Below are 15,772 nucleotides of genomic sequence, written 5' to 3'. Positions count from 1 at the left end.
CAGACTGGCGCGCCCTTGCGGCGCGCCAGTCCCTAGAATGACCTGCCCATGAATATTGACCTGCACGGATTCGGTCCGGCCATGATGGCCGGCACCCTGATGACCGTAAAACTGGCGCTTTGCGCCTTGCTGCTGGGCCTGGTTTTGGGCCTGCTCGGCGCCCTGGCCAAGACTTCCTCGGTCAAGCCTTTGCAATGGCTTGGCGGCTTCTATTCGACCCTGGTGCGCGGCGTGCCCGAACTGCTGTGGGTCCTGCTTATCTACTTCGGCACCGTCGGCTTGATGAATGCCCTCGGTGAAGCCCTGAACATGCCGGGCCTGGAGCTCAGCGCCTTTGCGGCGGGCGTGATTGCCCTGGGCCTGTGCTTTGGCGCCTACGCCACCGAAGTGTTCCGTGGCGCGATCCTGGCGATCCCCAAGGGCCACCGCGAAGCCGGCCTGGCGCTGGGCCTGTCCAAGGGCCGTATCCTGTCGCGGATCATCCTGCCGCAGATGTGGCGTATCGCCCTGCCCGGCCTGGGCAACCTGTTCATGATCCTGATGAAGGACACCGCCCTGGTGTCGGTGATCGGCCTGGAAGAAATCATGCGCCACGCGCAAATCGGCGTGACCGTGACCAAGGAGCCGTTCACCTTCTACATGGTCGCGGCCTGCATCTACCTGAGCCTGACCATCATCGCCATGACCGGCATGCACTTCATGGAAAAACGCGCCGCTCGCGGCTTTGCGAGGGCCGTGTAATGAATTGGGAAGTGATCATCAAATGGCTGCCGCGCCTGGCCCAGGGTGCCACCCTGACCCTGGAGCTGGTAGCCATCGCCGTGGTGGCCGGGCTGATCCTGGCCATCCCGCTGGGCATCGCCCGCTCTTCGCGCCACTGGTATGTGCGCGCCGTGCCGTTCAGCTACATCTTCTTCTTCCGCGGTACGCCGCTGCTGGTGCAGCTGTTCCTGGTCTACTACGGCCTGGCGCAATTCGACGTGGTGCGTTCGAGTTCGCTGTGGCCTTACCTGCGCGATCCGTTCTGGTGCACGGTGCTGACCATGACCCTGCACACCGCCGCCTACATTGCCGAGATCCTGCGCGGCGCGCTGCAATCGATCCCCAAAGGTGAGATCGAGGCGGCACGGGCGCTGGGCATGTCGCGTGGCAAGACGCTGTTCTACATCATGCTGCCGCGCGCCGCGCGCATCGGCCTGCCGGCGTACAGCAACGAAGTGATCCTGATGCTCAAGGCCAGCGCCCTGGCCAGTACCGTGACCCTGCTGGAACTGACCGGCATGGCCCGTACAATCATTGCCCGCACCTACCTGCCGGTAGAGATCTTCTTTGCCGCCGGGGTGTTCTACCTGGTGATCTCGTTCGTGCTGGTGCAGGGCTTCAAGCTGCTGGAGCGCTGGCTGCGTGTGGATGCCTGCCAGGGCCGCTGATACCTCACCGACTGCTTCGCGGGCACGCCCGCTCCCACAGGTGTAGCGCCAACCTTGAATGTGGCGCTATACCTGTGGGAGCGGGCGTGCCCGCGAAGAGGCCCTAAAAACCACCACACATCCTTGCCATGCCCAGCCACCTCCACAGCCACCACCTAAGCACCCGCTTCCAGGCCCTCGACCAATTCCTGATCGAGCACCAGCAGCTGTGGAAACCCCGCCCCTTCACTACCCTGCACCTGGAGTGGGAAACCGCGCACCCGGAACTTGCCACGCACCTGCGCCAGTGCTCCCTGGCAGATGCCGAAAGCGAAGGCGCCGCCTCGGCCTTGCCCGCCCCATTCCCACAACTAGCCCGGCAAGCCCAACAGCTCGCTACCCTTGGCAACCTCCCGGCCACCGACCTGCCCCCTGCCGCCCACCGCCTCGACGTTGCAGTCCCCGGTCGCAAATGGCAGCAGATCGAAGCCTTCGCCAGCCACCTGAGCTTCCGCGCGCAGCCCCGCCACTGGCTGGACTGGTGCGCCGGCAAAGGCTACCTCGGCCGCCGCCTGTTGCAACCCGGCCAGCAGCTGACCTGCCTGGAATACGACGCCGACCTGGTCGCCGCCGGCCAGGCCCTGAGCGCGCACCATCACCTGCCGGCGCTGCACCTGCACCAGGATGTGATGGCCGACGACAGCGCCCGCCACCTGGCAGACGACAAAACCGTGGTCGCCCTGCACGCCTGTGGCGACTTGCATGTACGCCTGATGCAGCTGGCCAGCCAGCAAGGCTGCCGCCAACTGGCCGTGGCCCCTTGCTGCTACAACCGCATTGCAACGCAGCAGTACCAGCCGTTATCCACAGCCGCGCAGGCGTCCGCCTTGCAGCTGTCGCTGGATGACCTGGGCCTGCCGCTGAGCGAAACCGTCACCGCCGGCGCTCGCGTGCGGCGCCAGCGCGACACCTCGATGGCCCGGCGCCTGGGCTTCGACCTGCTGCAACGCCAGCAGCGCCAGAGCGCCGAATACCTACCGACGCCTTCGTTGCCTGTGGCCTGGCTGGAAAAGCCCTTCGAGCAATACTGCCGCGACCTGGCCGAGCTCAAGCAACTGCAACTGACCGGCAACCCGGACTGGGCGGCCTTGGAAGCAGCCGGCTGGCAACGCCTGGCCGAGGTCCGTAACCTGGAGCGCGTGCGCAACCTGTTCCGTCGGCCGCTGGAGCTGTGGCTGGTACTGGATCGCGTCCTGTTTCTGGAAGAACGCGGCTATAACGTGCAACTGGGCCTGTTCTGCGACTACCCGCTGACCCCACGCAACCTGCTGATCCTCGCGGAACGCGACCGTTAGCCGCAGTACAACCTGTGGATAACTCTGTGTACAAGCTTTTGATTAGCTGTTGGATCCAAGCGCTATTTCAAGCATTTGGCTTATTCCGCCTAGTACTTCAAGCCCAGTAAAAACAGGCGTTTGCGCAAAGACCGGCGGAATCCTGATCCGGCATGCATTTCGCGCAAGGCGTCAATGCCACTTGTGCATAAACATTTGTTGTGGTTGGCGACCACAGCGGCCAACGCAATCCTGTAGGCGCGGCCTTGTGTCGCGATGGGCCGCAAAGCGGCCCGCTTTTGGCGTAATTACAGAGAGTACTGGGGGCTGCTTCGCAGCCCATCGCGACACAAGGCCGCTCCTACACACACCCGTCCGCGTCAGGATTCAGTGCGCCTTGTTCCTGGCAATCTCGATATCGTTCATCAGCGCCTTGGCCATGTCGCACAAATAATCGGCCGCACCGAGGAATTTATGGTCATCCTCCATATCCCCCTCGCGCACCAGGTGCTTGATGTAGCCCATCAGAATCGAGACGTGCTCGTAGACAGCATCGGCCGGGACGCCGGGCTCGACGCGTAGCAGGTTGAGGGACGGGTTACCGGCTGCGAGGAAGGTTTCCACGCCTGCGGTGGTGATTGGCTTGGGACTGCTGAGTTCAGAATCTTTCAATTTTCAAACTCCTATATTCCTCAAGGAGTTACCACCTTCGTTCTTCTCACGGAACGAAGGGCGGCAACCGTGCACGGGGTGAGAAACCGAGTGAATATAGGAAGCCTCGGCCAGACCGAAGTCTGCCCGCGCACGGTCGCCATAACGCAGCCGCTAAATTCGTAATCGGGTTCTCACACCCGGTCGCCAGAGCGACCCGAAAACGGTATCCGTGAGCCATTTCCCCGACAACAGCGATACTTCAGCGGCGCGCGTAGGATAGGTCCGAAGCCCCCAAACCTTGAAGCATTTGCCCCCAAGTTCAGAATTGTCTGACCCCTATCTTCACAGCGGCGCGGTACCTGTAGGAGCGGGTTCACCCGCGATAAGGCCCTGCCAGGCCACACAAGGCTAATGCTCAACCCCCGCAACGGTGTATCATCCGCCCCCCAAATCATTAAAAAGTGACGTCGCGCGCTGCCCGCCAGCCCCGCGACCTTCTGGCGTTGCGCCAGAACCGACAATGGACTAACGGACCCGACCATCGTGACCCAGACCAAGCCCCTCGCCCTGCTGTGCCTCACCCTGGCCCTGACCGCCTGCGCCAGCAGCACCCCGCCCCAGCCCCACAGCAGCCTGGACTGGAACCACCCCGGCATGCAGCTGGGCGGCGACAACGGCCTGCCCCTGCGCACCGAAAGCCCGTGCCGCAAGCGTGGCTGCGACAATGACAAGCTGTTCTTCAACCCAGGCAAAACCGAGCCAAGCGTCACCACCATCCACCGCGGCTGGTAGGAAAATTCTTCTTTCAGACCGGTAACTTAGGTCATTTGCGAACAATCGCAAGGAAGTGGTTTACAGGCGCCAACCGATCGTTATAATGACGCCCCACTGCCGGTATAGCTCAGATGGTAGAGCAACTGACTTGTAATCAGTAGGTCCCGGGTTCGATTCCTGGTGCCGGCACCATACGCAGTATCAAAGAAGGCTCACCGAAAGGTGGGCCTTTTTTGTTTTCAGCCTCGCCAGGGATCGAGCGGAAACAGAAGGCTTGAAGCCAACGCGATAGGTGTGGGAGCTGGCTTGCCTGCGATGGGCTGCGAAGCAGCCCCAACATTCTCAAAAACGCACAAAGCCCTAGAAAGAGACACATCTCTCAACAGAACGCTTTGACGTCCCCATCCAGCCCCGCTACGATTTATCTTAAATTTTAGATATTTCTACTGAGGCAAGCCCATGGCGCTTCAATTCCACGAAAGCCCCTTCCACGCCACCCACGATGCAGAAACGGCCAGCAAAATGGCCCTGAAAATGGACCTGTCCATCTTCATCACCGACTGCATCAAAAAAATGGGCCTCAAACAGCATGATGCCGCAATCAAGCTGAACGTAACCCAATCCCGAATTTCCGAGCTTGCAAACGGCAAGATCGAGAAATTCACCTTGGATGCCATGATGGACATGCTCGATAAGCTAGGCTTTCGCACCAGCCTGACCCTGCCCTCCAACGATGCCGGGTCACCTCCCCAGATCGTGATCACTCAAACGCCTGGTAGCTAAACCCTATACCCCATTTTCCGCAGCTCGTGCTTTAACTCCTTCATCCGCTCTTCAGCGACCTGCATCGCATGCCGATCGGACCGGTTGGTCGTTTTCACGAACGAATGCAGCACGACGACCATGTCGGCGAATTTGGCCACATACACGCATCGAAATGCAGGGCTGCCGTTGATGATGAGCTCAATGGCCCCCGTTCCTACTGATTCCGTCAACGATTTGATCGGCCGCTCAGGGTCCTGGCCATACTGGATGCGTCGCAGGTCTTTGCCGAAGTCGTTCTGAACATCCTTGGGTAGGTCCTTGTATTCTCGCTCCGCAACTGCACTCACAAACGCAAACTTTCTCCCACCTACGACGGGACGCTGAATTTCTAGACAGCAGTCATCGCAGCGCTGCTCGCACATGGCTCAGGATCTTCAGGCACTGTTCTCGTCAGCCAATGCTGCCTCCACCCGCCCACCGGTAACGGTGCTCAGGGGGCCAGATCATGAGATGCCCTTGCTCCCGGTCGTAAGGAGTCGCCAGTCATGCATAGTGGACATTTCCCACAGGTTGCGGGGGCCTTGATTCCTGATAACACTCAGCATTTTTGGCGGGATGACGTGGGGACGATAGCTAGGTTAGGGGCGGGAAGTTCCGATGAACACATCATCTGAGCGAAGATACCCAGATGCACCTGGTCCCTGATGATACGGAGACCTTACGAAGGATCAAAACAAACAGAAATTAGGGCAGGGCATCCAATCAGTATAGTGTGTGCGGTTACCCGCCATTCCCTTACAAGCAAATGATTCCTTCCCCCCCCCCGAAATGAGTCCATCCAGGACTGATAGCGGAATCGGTTTCGGTTAGCCAGCCAAAAATCAGACTGTAAAGCTGACCGGTACACCCTGCAGATAAGAAATCTATATTACTAATATCCTTTTAGCAACTCTTTCTTCTCAAGTGATGAAAGAAAATCAGCGTCTTTCCACGAAACAAACCACGGATACTTACTCAGCCTTAACATAAGATCTAAAGCTTGGGACGGCGTTGGATTTTTTCCGTTAATCTGCTTATACAAGGCCACTGCAAATCTCGATTTGACTTTATCCTCAACGAAGGGACAAGTCATAACATCCAAAAAGAGATAAATTTTTTCTGCATTCGATCTAATATCAGAAAGATCATCAAGCCTTTCTTTTATGGACAGCAACAAAAGTTTTTTTATCGCGGCATAGGAAGGAATGCTCTCAACATAATAAAGCAATACAACAATTTCAAAATATGACAACGGCCTACCAGCCGAAAAATTCACGACTCTCTGCAACGTATCACGCGGCAACAAATAATTGCTCCCTAGCCCTTTAAGCACAACAAGCAAGTTCAATGCTTCAAGCATAGCGTGATCATTGTTACCTTCAGCTATTTTTGCATACTCACTGCTTTCGAAAAAGTCTCGACAACAAGTATATACCTTACTTTTTATTGAATTTAGTTCGCCTGGTAGATGCGCCTCAAAGAAAGAACATGACAGCGTCGAGGCTATAAATATTTTCACCGACCCAACATGACTAGGATTCACCGCAAATAAGTGAAATATTATTTCAATTAGCACATGATAGAACCCAAAGAAGTTATGACCAACCTCAGAACCTTCAAATGAGCGAGAGATATTTTTCTCTGTTACTTGAGTCAAAACCCTGGTTAACGCTGACATCAAGTAACCACACATCACACCATAAGATTCTGGATCGCCTATACATGCAGACTTTACCTCGCCAATAAAGTCAACCGCTACTCGCCTTCTATTATAAAGCCTATGAGGCACATAAAATCCACCCTCACTTGATTCAGTCTTGGGTAGAAGCCTTTCAATAAGCTTAGCGAGCGCGTACTTTACTGCTTTCAGCGATTTCGTTTTTTCAGTAACAAATGGCCTTGTGGCCTTAACGGTTTTTTCTTTATTTATGTTGAGCTTGTATTTCTTCGCATGAGTCTCAACAGCATGATACACATTATTTGCGACGTGATCACTAATTGCAAATATGAAGACATCATCAACATACCTCCGCACAGTGTAATCACGCCCAACAACCAAACCTTTTGAGCTTAGCTCTCTTTGAATATCACTGTCGATCTGCTGAAAAATAACTTCAGCAAACACCCTGCAAACCTCAGGACCAATAACAATCCCTGCCGTCTCATTGTAGTTGGATGCCTGCATCAGGCGATCAAATACAGCGCCGAACGAATTTTTAACGGCGGAGTGATTTTTTGAGAACTCTTTGGTTTTCAAAGCCCAGGTAATAGAGTGAGTATAAATACTATCAAAAAACTTAGAGATATCAACTGACCAGAAAGATGAGTACTGTCTTTCTAGCTGCAAAAAATCATACGACTCAAAAAAACGATATAGTCGAGTATAACCAGAATACGAGAAATAAGATGACAGATATTTTGTGCGCGACTCAGCAGAAGAGACAACCACCTGATTAGATCGATACTTGCTTATGTTATCATTATTACTTCTGGTGTAATACTTGCTCGCGACACCATTCGGATGCCTGATACTAAAAGAGCTTTTAGTACACGAAAAGATAACTTGCTCACCGAACGTCTTATAAAACTCAACAAATCTGAATTGCGCGCGAGGATGCAGGAGCGATAGAGTTCTAAATGAACTCTCATTTTTACGGATTTTATAACTTAATGGGATCGTGTAGTCCGAACTCAAGTCACGACAGAACAAGTGCTCCATGACATCTGGAAAAAGTCCCTCACCTGTCTCATGCTTTTTCAGATGCCAGTAAAAGCCTAGGTTACTAAATATTATAGGTACTTCATATGGGCAGGTCTCCGTCAAAACCACCCTTGAAAAATCTTCTTTCTTAACACGTCTAAATCCAGCTCTCATTTACGCCAGCACTCCTTTATTTTCTTAAGCACGTCATATTTAAAGGAGTGAAATCGCGCCTTTTCAAACCCGGTCCTAAAGCTAAAACCGGCCAACTGTTTACGCTTACTCAAAGATAGGGCGGCCGAAATTCGCCGAGACAATTTATGTTTACTAGAAAAAAGAATACCCCTTGAAAACGAGTCCAACTCATCGAGGGCGCAGCGCCCTATTGAGTTTTTATGGATATAGTTGAAATATATCCCGGTTTTAATATCCACCCCGGTCATTGGGTCGACAATGTAAAAATTGCCCGCCAGAGCTCTAATTCGGTTTTTCAACAACAAAAAGTCACTGGGATATTGATAGCTTGATAGATAGCTTGTGTACGACTGGAGAAGCCTCATCTTTATTTTGGCAACTTTTACATCCGAGATATCGCAAACAACCTTACGCCGCTGAATTCCATTTACAGTCTCATGGGAAGCTTCGTTAAAAATTTGTAGGCCATAGCCCAAATAATCAAATTTCTTAAGGACTTTACCACTTCCCTGTGTCAAGCGAGCCACGGGGATATACTCTCGCTTTCCACCGCCATGAAACTCTAAGCCTTGCGGCAAACTCTCTTCAACTTTCCTTTCAAAATCTGCTTTAGACGAACTACCCGATGCGACAATTAAAATATCATCAACAAATCTCGCGTAGTAAAAAACCTCACTCATTGATGATATGGCCAGATCAAACTCTTTCAAATAGAATTCGGACAGTGTAGCACTTATGCTCAAGCCACGAGGCAAACCTGAAACACCACTAACCGAAAGCGTCTTAAAAAATTGATCTACCAAAACAAGAGTTTGCCAAGAGCATTTTCCATCAAGCATCAAACGCTCGAAAAGTATCTTTAGATCCACACTCTCATAAAACTTCTTAATGTCGAATCTATAAACATCGAACGGCGTACCTTCTTTAAAAAGCGTTATCGCATTTGCAATAATTGTCTGTCTATCAGACTGCTTAATTCCATAATTTGCCTTTATATTTCTTGACGCAAGTCGCGCCACCAATTCTGACTTTAGGGAATTAAATACATAACCATCGTCACCACCAATTCTTATACGATTCAAGCAGCCTAAAAATGAATGACTACGCGCAATAAGGCTTAATGATTGTTTGGCAAGCTCAGCACGTTGCGCTCGATCTTGTAAATGCGGGAATTTAATAATATCTTGAAAACTTATACACTCGACAAGATTTTTGGCTGTGTACGGTATTTCTATCATCATGACTGCGACTCACAACCACGACCACAAATATTCATTCGTTTGACTTCTTGATACCAAGAACCGGTTCCCCCAGGTAACGTATCAAAAAGCCACTACCTCGTCCATGGCTATTAGGTAGCATAAGGCTCTCCAGGATCTGGTCTCTGCATAGCTAGATTGGGGGTAGCCGAAGGGATAGCTCTCTTCACGCCAAGGTATAAATCTCTTTTGAATCAGTTAGTTAATGAATCGACTCCTGGTGCCGCACCATACGCAGTATCAAAGAAGACTCACCAAAAGGTGGCCTTTTTTGTTTTCAGTACACTTCGCTCGCCCCTTCCCCGAACTTGCCCCCAATCAAGTCCATTCCAGACAGATGACTTAGCCTAAGACCAGCCACCCACCGAGGGCAGCTCACCATGGCCAAGAAATTCCCCACAAACCCCAGCCACCCCGAACGCATCTGCTGGGGCTGCGACCTCTACTGCCCAGCCAAGGCACTGGCCTGCGGCAACGGCGCGAGCCGGACCATGCATCCAGCAGAACTGTTCGGCGAGGACTGGGACAGTTTCGATAACCAACTGGAAAAACCGATCGACCGCGAGCAGGGAACAGCCCCCAAGCACTGACAACACGTGCACAAAATCAGCGCCCGCCCGGGCCAGAGCCATGACAACCATGCAACAGTCTTTTACCGATTACCCAGGTTTTCCCTAACCCTGCTTTGCCTATCCTAGGCCGGGTCATCCTGCCTGTGATGGACCCATGAAACATTCCCTACCCAGCCGCTACGCCTGCCTCGCATTCTGCCTACTGTTCACCCTCGCCAGCCTGCCGTTGCTACACCAGCACACCTGGCTATGGCCCATCACGCTGATCACCACCTTGCTCAGCCTGGTCGGCCTCAACGACCTGCGTCAAAGCCACCATGCCGTGCGCCGCAACTACCCGATCCTGGGCAACATCCGCTACTTGATCGAAACCATCCGCCCGGAAATCCGCCAATACCTGATCGAGGGCGACGACGACAAGCTGCCGTTTTCCCGCGCCCAGCGCTCGCTGGTCTACGCCCGGGCCAAGAACGAAAGCGCCGAGAAGGCCTTTGGCACGCTCAACGACGCCTACAAGCCCGGCTTCGAGTTCATCAGCCATTCCATGTTGCCGGTGAACACGCCAGACCCTGCCTCGTTTCGCATCGCCATCGGCGGGCCGCAATGCCGCCTGCCCTATTCGGCATCCATCTTCAACATTTCCGCGATGAGCTTCGGCGCCCTCAGCGCCAACGCCATCGCAGCGCTCAACCGTGGTGCACGCTTGGGTCGTTTTGCCCATGACACGGGCGAAGGCAGTATCAGCCCGTACCACCGCGAACATGGCGGTGACCTGATCTGGGAAATCGGCAGTGGCTACTTCGGCTGCCGCACCGAAGACGGTCGCTTCGACCCGCAGCGCTTCGCCGAGCAGGCCCGCTCGCCGCAGGTGAAGATGATCGAGGTCAAGCTCAGCCAGGGCGCCAAGCCGGGCCACGGCGGCATCCTGCCGGGGCACAAGGTAAGCCGCGAAATCGCCCAGACGCGGGGCGTACGCGAGGGTGAGGACTGTATCTCGCCGGCAGCGCACAGTGCCTTCCGCACGCCGGTCGAGTTGCTGCAGTTCATTGCCAGCCTGCGCGAGCTGTCGGGCGGCAAGCCGGTGGGCTTCAAGTTCTGCCTGGGCCACCCGTGGGAGTTCATGGGCATCGCCAAGGCCATGCTGGCCACCGGCATTACCCCGGACTTCATCGTCGTCGACGGCAAGGAAGGCGGCACTGGTGCGGCGCCGCGCGAGTTCAGCGACAACATGGGCGTACCGATGCGCGAGGGCCTGATGTTCGTGCACAACACCTTGGTCGGCCTGAACCTGCGTTCCAGCATCCGCATTGGCGCAGCGGGCAAGATCGTCAGCGCCTTCGATATCGCCAGTGTGCTGGCTATCGGCGCTGACTGGGTCAACTCCGCGCGCGGGTTCATGTTCGCCATCGGCTGCATCCAGTCGCAGAGCTGCCACACCAACAAGTGCCCGACCGGGGTGGCCACGCAAGACCCGCTGCGCCAGCGCGCCCTGGTGGTGCCGGACAAGGCTGAACGGGTTGCCAGCTTCCACCGCAATACCTTGCATGCGTTGGCAGAAATGCTGGCCGCTGCGGGGCTGGAGCATCCTTCGCAGCTAAAACCCAAGCACCTGGCGCGGCGGATCAGCTCAAGCGAAATCGGCTTGTTCTCGGACCTGCACACGTTCCTCAAGCCGGGCGAGTTGCTGGAGGGCTCGATTGAAAGCGAGTTCTATGCGCGGATGTGGCGGATGGCGCGTAGCGACAGTTTTGCGCCGGAGACGGGTGAGGGAGAGGTGAGGGTTGCAGGGGGGCGGCGCAGGGAGGTGGAGCTGGCGTGAGGCCGGGGGCCGCTGTGCGGCCCATCGCGACACAAGGCCGCTCCTACAAGGGGAGCGTGCACTTGTGTGGCGACAGGCTGCAGATCAGGATCAGAAGATGCTGATCGGGTACTCGACGAATACTCGGACTTCGTTGCCGTCGTCGAAGTAACCGTTCTGCTGCACGGCGTTGTTGGTACGCACGAACGAGCTACGCAGCTTGATCGACAGGTCCTTGGCCGGGCCGTCCTGCACCACGTAACGGATCTGGTTGAAGATCTCGCGCTCTTTACCTTCGCCGAAGCCCTGCGGGTTGGCGACGTTGCGGGTGTTGATGTTGTCACCCACAACATAGGCCAGCTTGTAGGTCAGGCCCGGAATGCCGTAGGCACCGAAGTCCAGGCCGTAGCCCAGCTGCCAGGAACGCTCGTCTTCGGCGTTGAAGTCGGACCAGTACGAGTTGGCCAGGTAGATGGTCGAACCACCGTCACCCACGCCACCGGCGTTCTGGTACCAGCCGTAGTTGTAGCCGGTGCTGCCGGTGCTGCGCTGGTGGGCGATGGTGAACGAGTGCGCACCGTAGGCGTAGGTAGCGGCCAGGCTCCAGATGGTGTTGGAGTCGCCGTTCAGTTCGGCGCTCTTGACGAACTTGTTGTCGATGTCCGACTTGTAGCCGTTGAAGTCCAGGGTCAGCGACTGGTCGCTAGCGATCGGGAAGACGTAGTTCAGGCCCAGGTAGTGCTTCTTCATCACGTCTTCGTTGTCGGCGGTGTACAGCGAAGCGGTGAAGTTGTCGGTGAACTTGTAGCTGCCACCGAGCACGTTGATCGACTTCAGGCCACCACCGTCACGGCGCTCGGCGCTCTTGCGCGCTTCCTGGGTGAAACGGCCGGCGTTCAGTTCCAGGCCCTGGATTTCCTTGGAGGTGATCAGGGTACCGGTGAAGCTTTCTGGCAGCAGGCGGGCATCGTCGTACTGCAGCACTGGCAGTGCCGGCATCTGGTCACCGTACTTGAGCACGGTGTTGGAGATGCGGAACTTCACTGCAGCGCCACCACGGGCCAGGTTGTGCGGCGAGTTGGCGTTGTTGTTCTCGTCCTTGAAGTCCGAAGGCTTGAAGAAGTCGACACCGGCGCCGCCGTTGTGGCCCTTGCCGCCGTCCAGACGCACGGCGTACAGGCCGAATGCATCGACGCCGACACCGACGGTGCCCTGGGTGAAGCCGGAGGAGAAGTTGGCGATGACGCCCTGGCCCCATTCGATCTGGTCGTCGGTGCCGTGCTTCTTGTCACGATTGATGTAGGCGTTGCGCAGCAGGACGTTGGCGTGGCTGTCCTCGATGAAGCCCTTGCTATCGGCCTGGTCATTGGCCTGTGCCTGGGTCGCGGCGATCATCGCCAGGGCGACCAGGCTGATCCTGGTTTTCAACATGTTGTTTTCCTTGTTCCTAATCAAAAACGCTCTGCAATATGACGCCAGGAACCCAACGCCCCTTCGTAGGTTCGACGCTATGCGGATCCAGACTGGAAAGCCTGCCGGTAGTTACACGGCGGCTCTGGCAGCTGCGTGGCCACGATGATGGCCAGCAGGCGTTGGCCGAATCCTAGCCGTGCGCGTTTACAAATGTCAAAAAATCGTGAAATGCAGGTTGTTATAACCAAAATGTGGGCAAGCCGAGTGCATTTCTGCCCAGCGTTGCGCTATCAGCAGGCAATTTATCTTGAGTAGGAAAAGTCGTACTGATTGTGAGGCGAGGGCCTAGGTGCAGGGCAAGACGCAGGGGCGTGTGCAGTGGGACGGCAGGGTGAAGCGAGAAGTGGCCAGGGTGGGGGCTGGCCGAGGGTTGTACCTTCATAGATGCCTGTTGCCTGTGCCGGCCCCTTCGCGGGCAAGCCCGCTCCCACAGGGGCCGGCAGGTTAAGACAACCGATCAGTGCCACACCGCCATCAGCGCCTGCATTTCTGCTTCGCTGATCAGGCCTTGGGGGTATCGTCCGGCAAGCAGACGTCGAGGGTCGGTCGTCCTGACCCTGTTGCTTCCATGGTGTTTCAACCACTTCGCCACAAGCTTGAGCGATTGGTGATTCACTGCCGATGGGCGCAAAGCCGACTCACTTGCTGCATTCATTTCTACACGTACTCCTAGGCCCGTGGACGGCAAATCTACTTATGTATTGTTACAGATCGATAGCGCGGGCTCGCCGGGCCACCGATCTGGCTATCCATTTGAAATCAATACAAAAGATATGCCAGCACAACCCACCGGACATCGCCCGGAAATGAAAAAGGCCCGTCAGGTGACGGGCCTCTTCATTCACGCTGCGGTCAACGCTTGATCGGCGCTGGTTGCTGCTGGGTCAGGCAGTGGATATTGCCACCGCCCAACAACAGCTCGCGGCCGGGGATCATCACCACTTCATGATCGGGGAACACCTTCTCCAGGATCGCTCTGGCCTCAGTATCTGCCGGGTCGTCAAAGCTTGGCGCGATGATGCCGCCGTTGACGATCAGGAAGTTGACGTACGAGCCGGCCAGGCGCACCGATGGGTCACGCTCCTGGCTGCCGGCCACCTGGTCGACACCGGCACATTCTTCAGCGGTGGCGAACAGCGGGCCCGGGATCGGCATTTTATGCACGATGAATTCACGGCCCTTGGCATCACGGGTGCGCTTGAGCACCTCCATGGCAGCGTGGCAGCGTGCATAGTTGGGGTCGTTGGGATCATCGGTCCAGGCCAGTAACACTTCGCCCGGGCGCACGTAACAGCAGAAGTTGTCGACGTGGCCATCGGTTTCGTCGTTGTACAGGCCATCCGGCAGCCAGACCACGGTGTCCACCGCCAGGTGGTCACGCAATACCGCTTCGATCTGCTCGCGGCTCAGGTGCGGGTTGCGGTTGCGGTTGAGCAGGCATTCTTCGGTGGTGATCACGGTGCCTTCACCGTCCACATGGATCGAACCGCCTTCGAGCACGAAGCCTTCGGTGTGGTAGCGCTGGCAGCGCTCCATTTCCAGCACCTTGGCCGCCAGTTCCTCGTCGCGGTTCCACGGTGCATACAGGCCGCCATCGAAGCCGCCCCAGGCGTTGAAGCCCCAGTCCACGCCGCGTACTTCGCCCTGGTCGTTGATGACGAAGGTCGGGCCGGTATCACGCACCCAGGCGTCATCGTTGCTGATCTCGACCACGCGGATGTTCGGCTGGTCGAGTTGGCGACGGGCATTTTCGTACTGCGCAGCAGAAACCGCGACGGTAACCGGCTCGAAGCGGGCAATCGCCTTGGCCAGGGTTACATGGGCAGCTTGTGCCGGCTTGCCGCCCAGGCGCCAGTTGTCCGGGCGCTCTGGCCAGACCATCCATACCTGGGTTTGCGGGGCCCACTCGGCGGGCATGTGGAAACCATCGGCACGGGGGGTGGAGTTGAGGGTTTTCATGGTTGACCTCTGTGATGGCCCTGAGCCGGACTGTGCTGGGGCGTTTGCCCATTTATAACCGATATATATCGATATTTAAAGCGCCGAGATGAGAACATCAGAGGCAATCAGCGCATATAAGCCGATAACAATCGATAGAAATACGACTATCACCGGCCTATACCATAGCCGGGCCTTGTGAATCCGTTGCAGCGCAGGGCGGACAAAACCGTCGAGTACAGCTAGGGTCATTACGTAGGCAAACCGGCCAGCGATCCGTCATGAATATCATCCCCACCGCAATCCCCGACGTCCTGATCATCGAACCGAAGGTATTCGGTGACAGCCGTGGTTTCTTCTTCGAGGTATTCAACGCCCGTGAGTTCGCCCGGCAAACCGGCGTGGCGACGACGTTCGTCCAGGACAACCAATCGCGCTCCATCAAGGGGGTATTGCGCGGCCTGCATTATCAGCTGGAAAACACCCAGGGCAAGCTGGTGCGCGTGGTACAAGGAGAGATCCGTGACATTGCAGTGGATGTGCGCAAAAGCTCGCCAACATTCGGCCAATGGGTGGCGGTGCAGTTGTCCGCCGACAACCATCGCCAGCTATGGATTCCACCCGGTTTTGCCCATGGCTTCGCAGTGCTGAGCGACGCCGCCGAGTTCCTGTACAAGACCACCGACTACTACAACCCGGTCGCCGAGCGCTGCATCCGCTGGGATGACCCAGACCTGGCCATCGACTGGGGGCTGGAGCAGCCTCCGTTGCTGTCGGACAAGGACAAGGTCGGCAGTCCATGGGCAAAGGCGGAACTGCTGCCGTAACTAGCGCATAATTGCGTCAGACTTTTCTGGCGCC

15 protein-coding genes and 1 tRNA gene are annotated in these 15,772 nt (G+C 56.1%); 9 read left to right on the top strand and 7 right to left on the bottom strand.

What is annotated here, in order from left to right:
• Positions 1 to 48 precede the first annotated feature (48 nt).
• The 3 genes from HG549_RS01380 to HG549_RS01370 all read left to right on the top strand — a co-directional run bounded on the left by HG549_RS01380 (position 49) and on the right by HG549_RS01370 (position 2,764).
• Entirely contained in the window at positions 49 to 741 is a 693-nt protein-coding gene (locus HG549_RS01380) for an ABC transporter permease (RefSeq protein WP_170027846.1), read from the top strand.
• Positions 741 to 1,430, top strand: a complete 690-nt coding sequence (locus HG549_RS01375; protein ID WP_170027845.1) for an ABC transporter permease — start codon at positions 741 to 743, stop codon at positions 1,428 to 1,430. Before HG549_RS01380 ends, HG549_RS01375 begins: the two co-directional genes overlap by 1 nt.
• A gap of 128 nt (positions 1,431 to 1,558) precedes the next feature.
• Positions 1,559 to 2,764, top strand: a complete 1,206-nt coding sequence (locus HG549_RS01370) for a methyltransferase (RefSeq protein WP_170027844.1) — start codon at positions 1,559 to 1,561, stop codon at positions 2,762 to 2,764.
• A 366-nt stretch (positions 2,765 to 3,130) separates the two neighbouring features.
• On the opposite strand, the gene HG549_RS01365 is transcribed toward HG549_RS01370, so the two are convergent.
• Positions 3,131 to 3,415, bottom strand: coding sequence for a DUF3077 domain-containing protein (locus HG549_RS01365; RefSeq protein WP_170027843.1), 285 nt, complete (start codon positions 3,413 to 3,415; stop codon positions 3,131 to 3,133).
• Between the two features lie 525 nt (positions 3,416 to 3,940).
• Between HG549_RS01365 and HG549_RS01360 the strand changes: the two genes are divergently transcribed.
• From HG549_RS01360 to HG549_RS01350, 3 genes are all read left to right on the top strand, one after another.
• Positions 3,941 to 4,189, top strand: coding sequence for a hypothetical protein (locus HG549_RS01360; protein WP_170027842.1), 249 nt, complete (start codon positions 3,941 to 3,943; stop codon positions 4,187 to 4,189).
• 98 nt (positions 4,190 to 4,287) lie between these two features.
• A tRNA-Thr gene (locus HG549_RS01355) sits at positions 4,288 to 4,363 on the top strand.
• Between the two features lie 267 nt (positions 4,364 to 4,630).
• Positions 4,631 to 4,954: a helix-turn-helix domain-containing protein gene (locus tag HG549_RS01350; RefSeq protein ID WP_170027841.1), complete on the top strand. Its 324-nt coding sequence runs from the start codon at positions 4,631 to 4,633 to the stop codon at positions 4,952 to 4,954.
• Here the strand turns inward: HG549_RS01350 and HG549_RS01345 are convergent.
• The 3 genes from HG549_RS01345 to drt3a all read right to left on the bottom strand — a co-directional run bounded on the left by HG549_RS01345 (position 4,951) and on the right by drt3a (position 9,112).
• Positions 4,951 to 5,358, bottom strand: coding sequence for a type II toxin-antitoxin system RelE/ParE family toxin (locus HG549_RS01345; RefSeq protein WP_256666043.1), 408 nt, complete (start codon positions 5,356 to 5,358; stop codon positions 4,951 to 4,953). The genes HG549_RS01350 and HG549_RS01345 overlap by 4 nt on opposite strands.
• A 509-nt stretch (positions 5,359 to 5,867) precedes the next feature.
• Positions 5,868 to 7,850, bottom strand: a complete 1,983-nt coding sequence (gene drt3b, locus HG549_RS01340; protein WP_170027840.1) for an antiviral reverse transcriptase Drt3b — start codon at positions 7,848 to 7,850, stop codon at positions 5,868 to 5,870.
• On the bottom strand, positions 7,847 to 9,112 hold the full coding sequence (gene drt3a / locus HG549_RS01335) for an antiviral reverse transcriptase Drt3a (protein ID WP_170027839.1): 1,266 nt from the start codon (positions 9,110 to 9,112) through the stop codon (positions 7,847 to 7,849). Before drt3a ends, drt3b begins: the two co-directional genes overlap by 4 nt.
• Before the next feature lie 398 nt (positions 9,113 to 9,510).
• Here drt3a and HG549_RS01330 point away from each other — a divergent pair, with 398 nt between their 5' ends.
• Together HG549_RS01330 and HG549_RS01325 are read left to right on the top strand one after the other, a co-directional pair.
• The gene (locus tag HG549_RS01330) at positions 9,511 to 9,720 is read left to right on the top strand and encodes a DUF3079 domain-containing protein (protein WP_170027838.1); all 210 of its coding nucleotides are present in this window, start codon (positions 9,511 to 9,513) and stop codon (positions 9,718 to 9,720) included.
• Between the two features lie 136 nt (positions 9,721 to 9,856).
• Entirely contained in the window at positions 9,857 to 11,521 is a 1,665-nt protein-coding gene (locus HG549_RS01325; protein ID WP_170027837.1) for an FMN-binding glutamate synthase family protein, read from the top strand.
• A gap of 90 nt (positions 11,522 to 11,611) precedes the next feature.
• Here HG549_RS01325 and HG549_RS01320 read toward each other — a convergent pair whose 3' ends face one another.
• The 3 genes from HG549_RS01320 to aguA all read right to left on the bottom strand — a co-directional run bounded on the left by HG549_RS01320 (position 11,612) and on the right by aguA (position 14,932).
• A complete protein-coding gene (locus HG549_RS01320; RefSeq protein ID WP_170027836.1) occupies positions 11,612 to 12,931 on the bottom strand; it encodes an OprD family porin in 1,320 nt (439 codons plus the stop codon).
• A 499-nt stretch (positions 12,932 to 13,430) separates the two neighbouring features.
• Positions 13,431 to 13,628 carry a hypothetical protein gene (locus tag HG549_RS25910; protein WP_256666042.1) on the bottom strand — a complete coding sequence of 66 codons (198 nt, stop codon included), beginning with the start codon at positions 13,626 to 13,628 and terminating at the stop codon, positions 13,431 to 13,433.
• Between the two features lie 197 nt (positions 13,629 to 13,825).
• Complete coding sequence (gene aguA, locus HG549_RS01315) at positions 13,826 to 14,932, bottom strand: agmatine deiminase (RefSeq protein ID WP_170027835.1); 1,107 nt, start codon at positions 14,930 to 14,932, stop codon at positions 13,826 to 13,828.
• A 260-nt stretch (positions 14,933 to 15,192) separates the two neighbouring features.
• Between aguA and rfbC the strand changes: the two genes are divergently transcribed.
• Positions 15,193 to 15,738: a dTDP-4-dehydrorhamnose 3,5-epimerase gene (gene rfbC, locus HG549_RS01310; RefSeq protein ID WP_170027834.1), complete on the top strand. Its 546-nt coding sequence runs from the start codon at positions 15,193 to 15,195 to the stop codon at positions 15,736 to 15,738.
• The last annotated feature ends 34 nt before the right edge of the window (positions 15,739 to 15,772 follow it).

Source organism: Pseudomonas sp. SK, assembly GCF_012975065.1.
Classification (GTDB): Bacteria; Pseudomonadota; Gammaproteobacteria; order Pseudomonadales; family Pseudomonadaceae; genus Aquipseudomonas; species Aquipseudomonas anuradhapurensis.
The sequence above is the reverse complement of the archived record's forward strand: the minus strand, read 5'-3'. Positions and strand labels throughout refer to the sequence as shown.

Coding starts and splice junctions, on each gene's coding strand:
- HG549_RS01380 (WP_170027846.1), top strand. CDS start 49: ATGAATATTGACCTGCACGGATTCGGTCCGGCCATGATGGCCGGCACC.
- HG549_RS01375 (WP_170027845.1), top strand. CDS start 741: ATGAATTGGGAAGTGATCATCAAATGGCTGCCGCGCCTGGCCCAGGGT.
- HG549_RS01370 (WP_170027844.1), top strand. CDS start 1,559: ATGCCCAGCCACCTCCACAGCCACCACCTAAGCACCCGCTTCCAGGCC.
- HG549_RS01350 (WP_170027841.1), top strand. CDS start 4,631: ATGGCGCTTCAATTCCACGAAAGCCCCTTCCACGCCACCCACGATGCA.
- HG549_RS01345 (WP_256666043.1), bottom strand. CDS start 5,358: ATGTGCGAGCAGCGCTGCGATGACTGCTGTCTAGAAATTCAGCGTCCC.
- drt3b (WP_170027840.1), bottom strand. CDS start 7,850: ATGAGAGCTGGATTTAGACGTGTTAAGAAAGAAGATTTTTCAAGGGTG.
- drt3a (WP_170027839.1), bottom strand. CDS start 9,112: ATGATGATAGAAATACCGTACACAGCCAAAAATCTTGTCGAGTGTATA.
- HG549_RS01330 (WP_170027838.1), top strand. CDS start 9,511: ATGGCCAAGAAATTCCCCACAAACCCCAGCCACCCCGAACGCATCTGC.
- HG549_RS01325 (WP_170027837.1), top strand. CDS start 9,857: ATGAAACATTCCCTACCCAGCCGCTACGCCTGCCTCGCATTCTGCCTA.
- HG549_RS01320 (WP_170027836.1), bottom strand. CDS start 12,931: ATGTTGAAAACCAGGATCAGCCTGGTCGCCCTGGCGATGATCGCCGCG.
- HG549_RS25910 (WP_256666042.1), bottom strand. CDS start 13,628: ATGAATGCAGCAAGTGAGTCGGCTTTGCGCCCATCGGCAGTGAATCAC.
- aguA (WP_170027835.1), bottom strand. CDS start 14,932: ATGAAAACCCTCAACTCCACCCCCCGTGCCGATGGTTTCCACATGCCC.
- rfbC (WP_170027834.1), top strand. CDS start 15,193: ATGAATATCATCCCCACCGCAATCCCCGACGTCCTGATCATCGAACCG.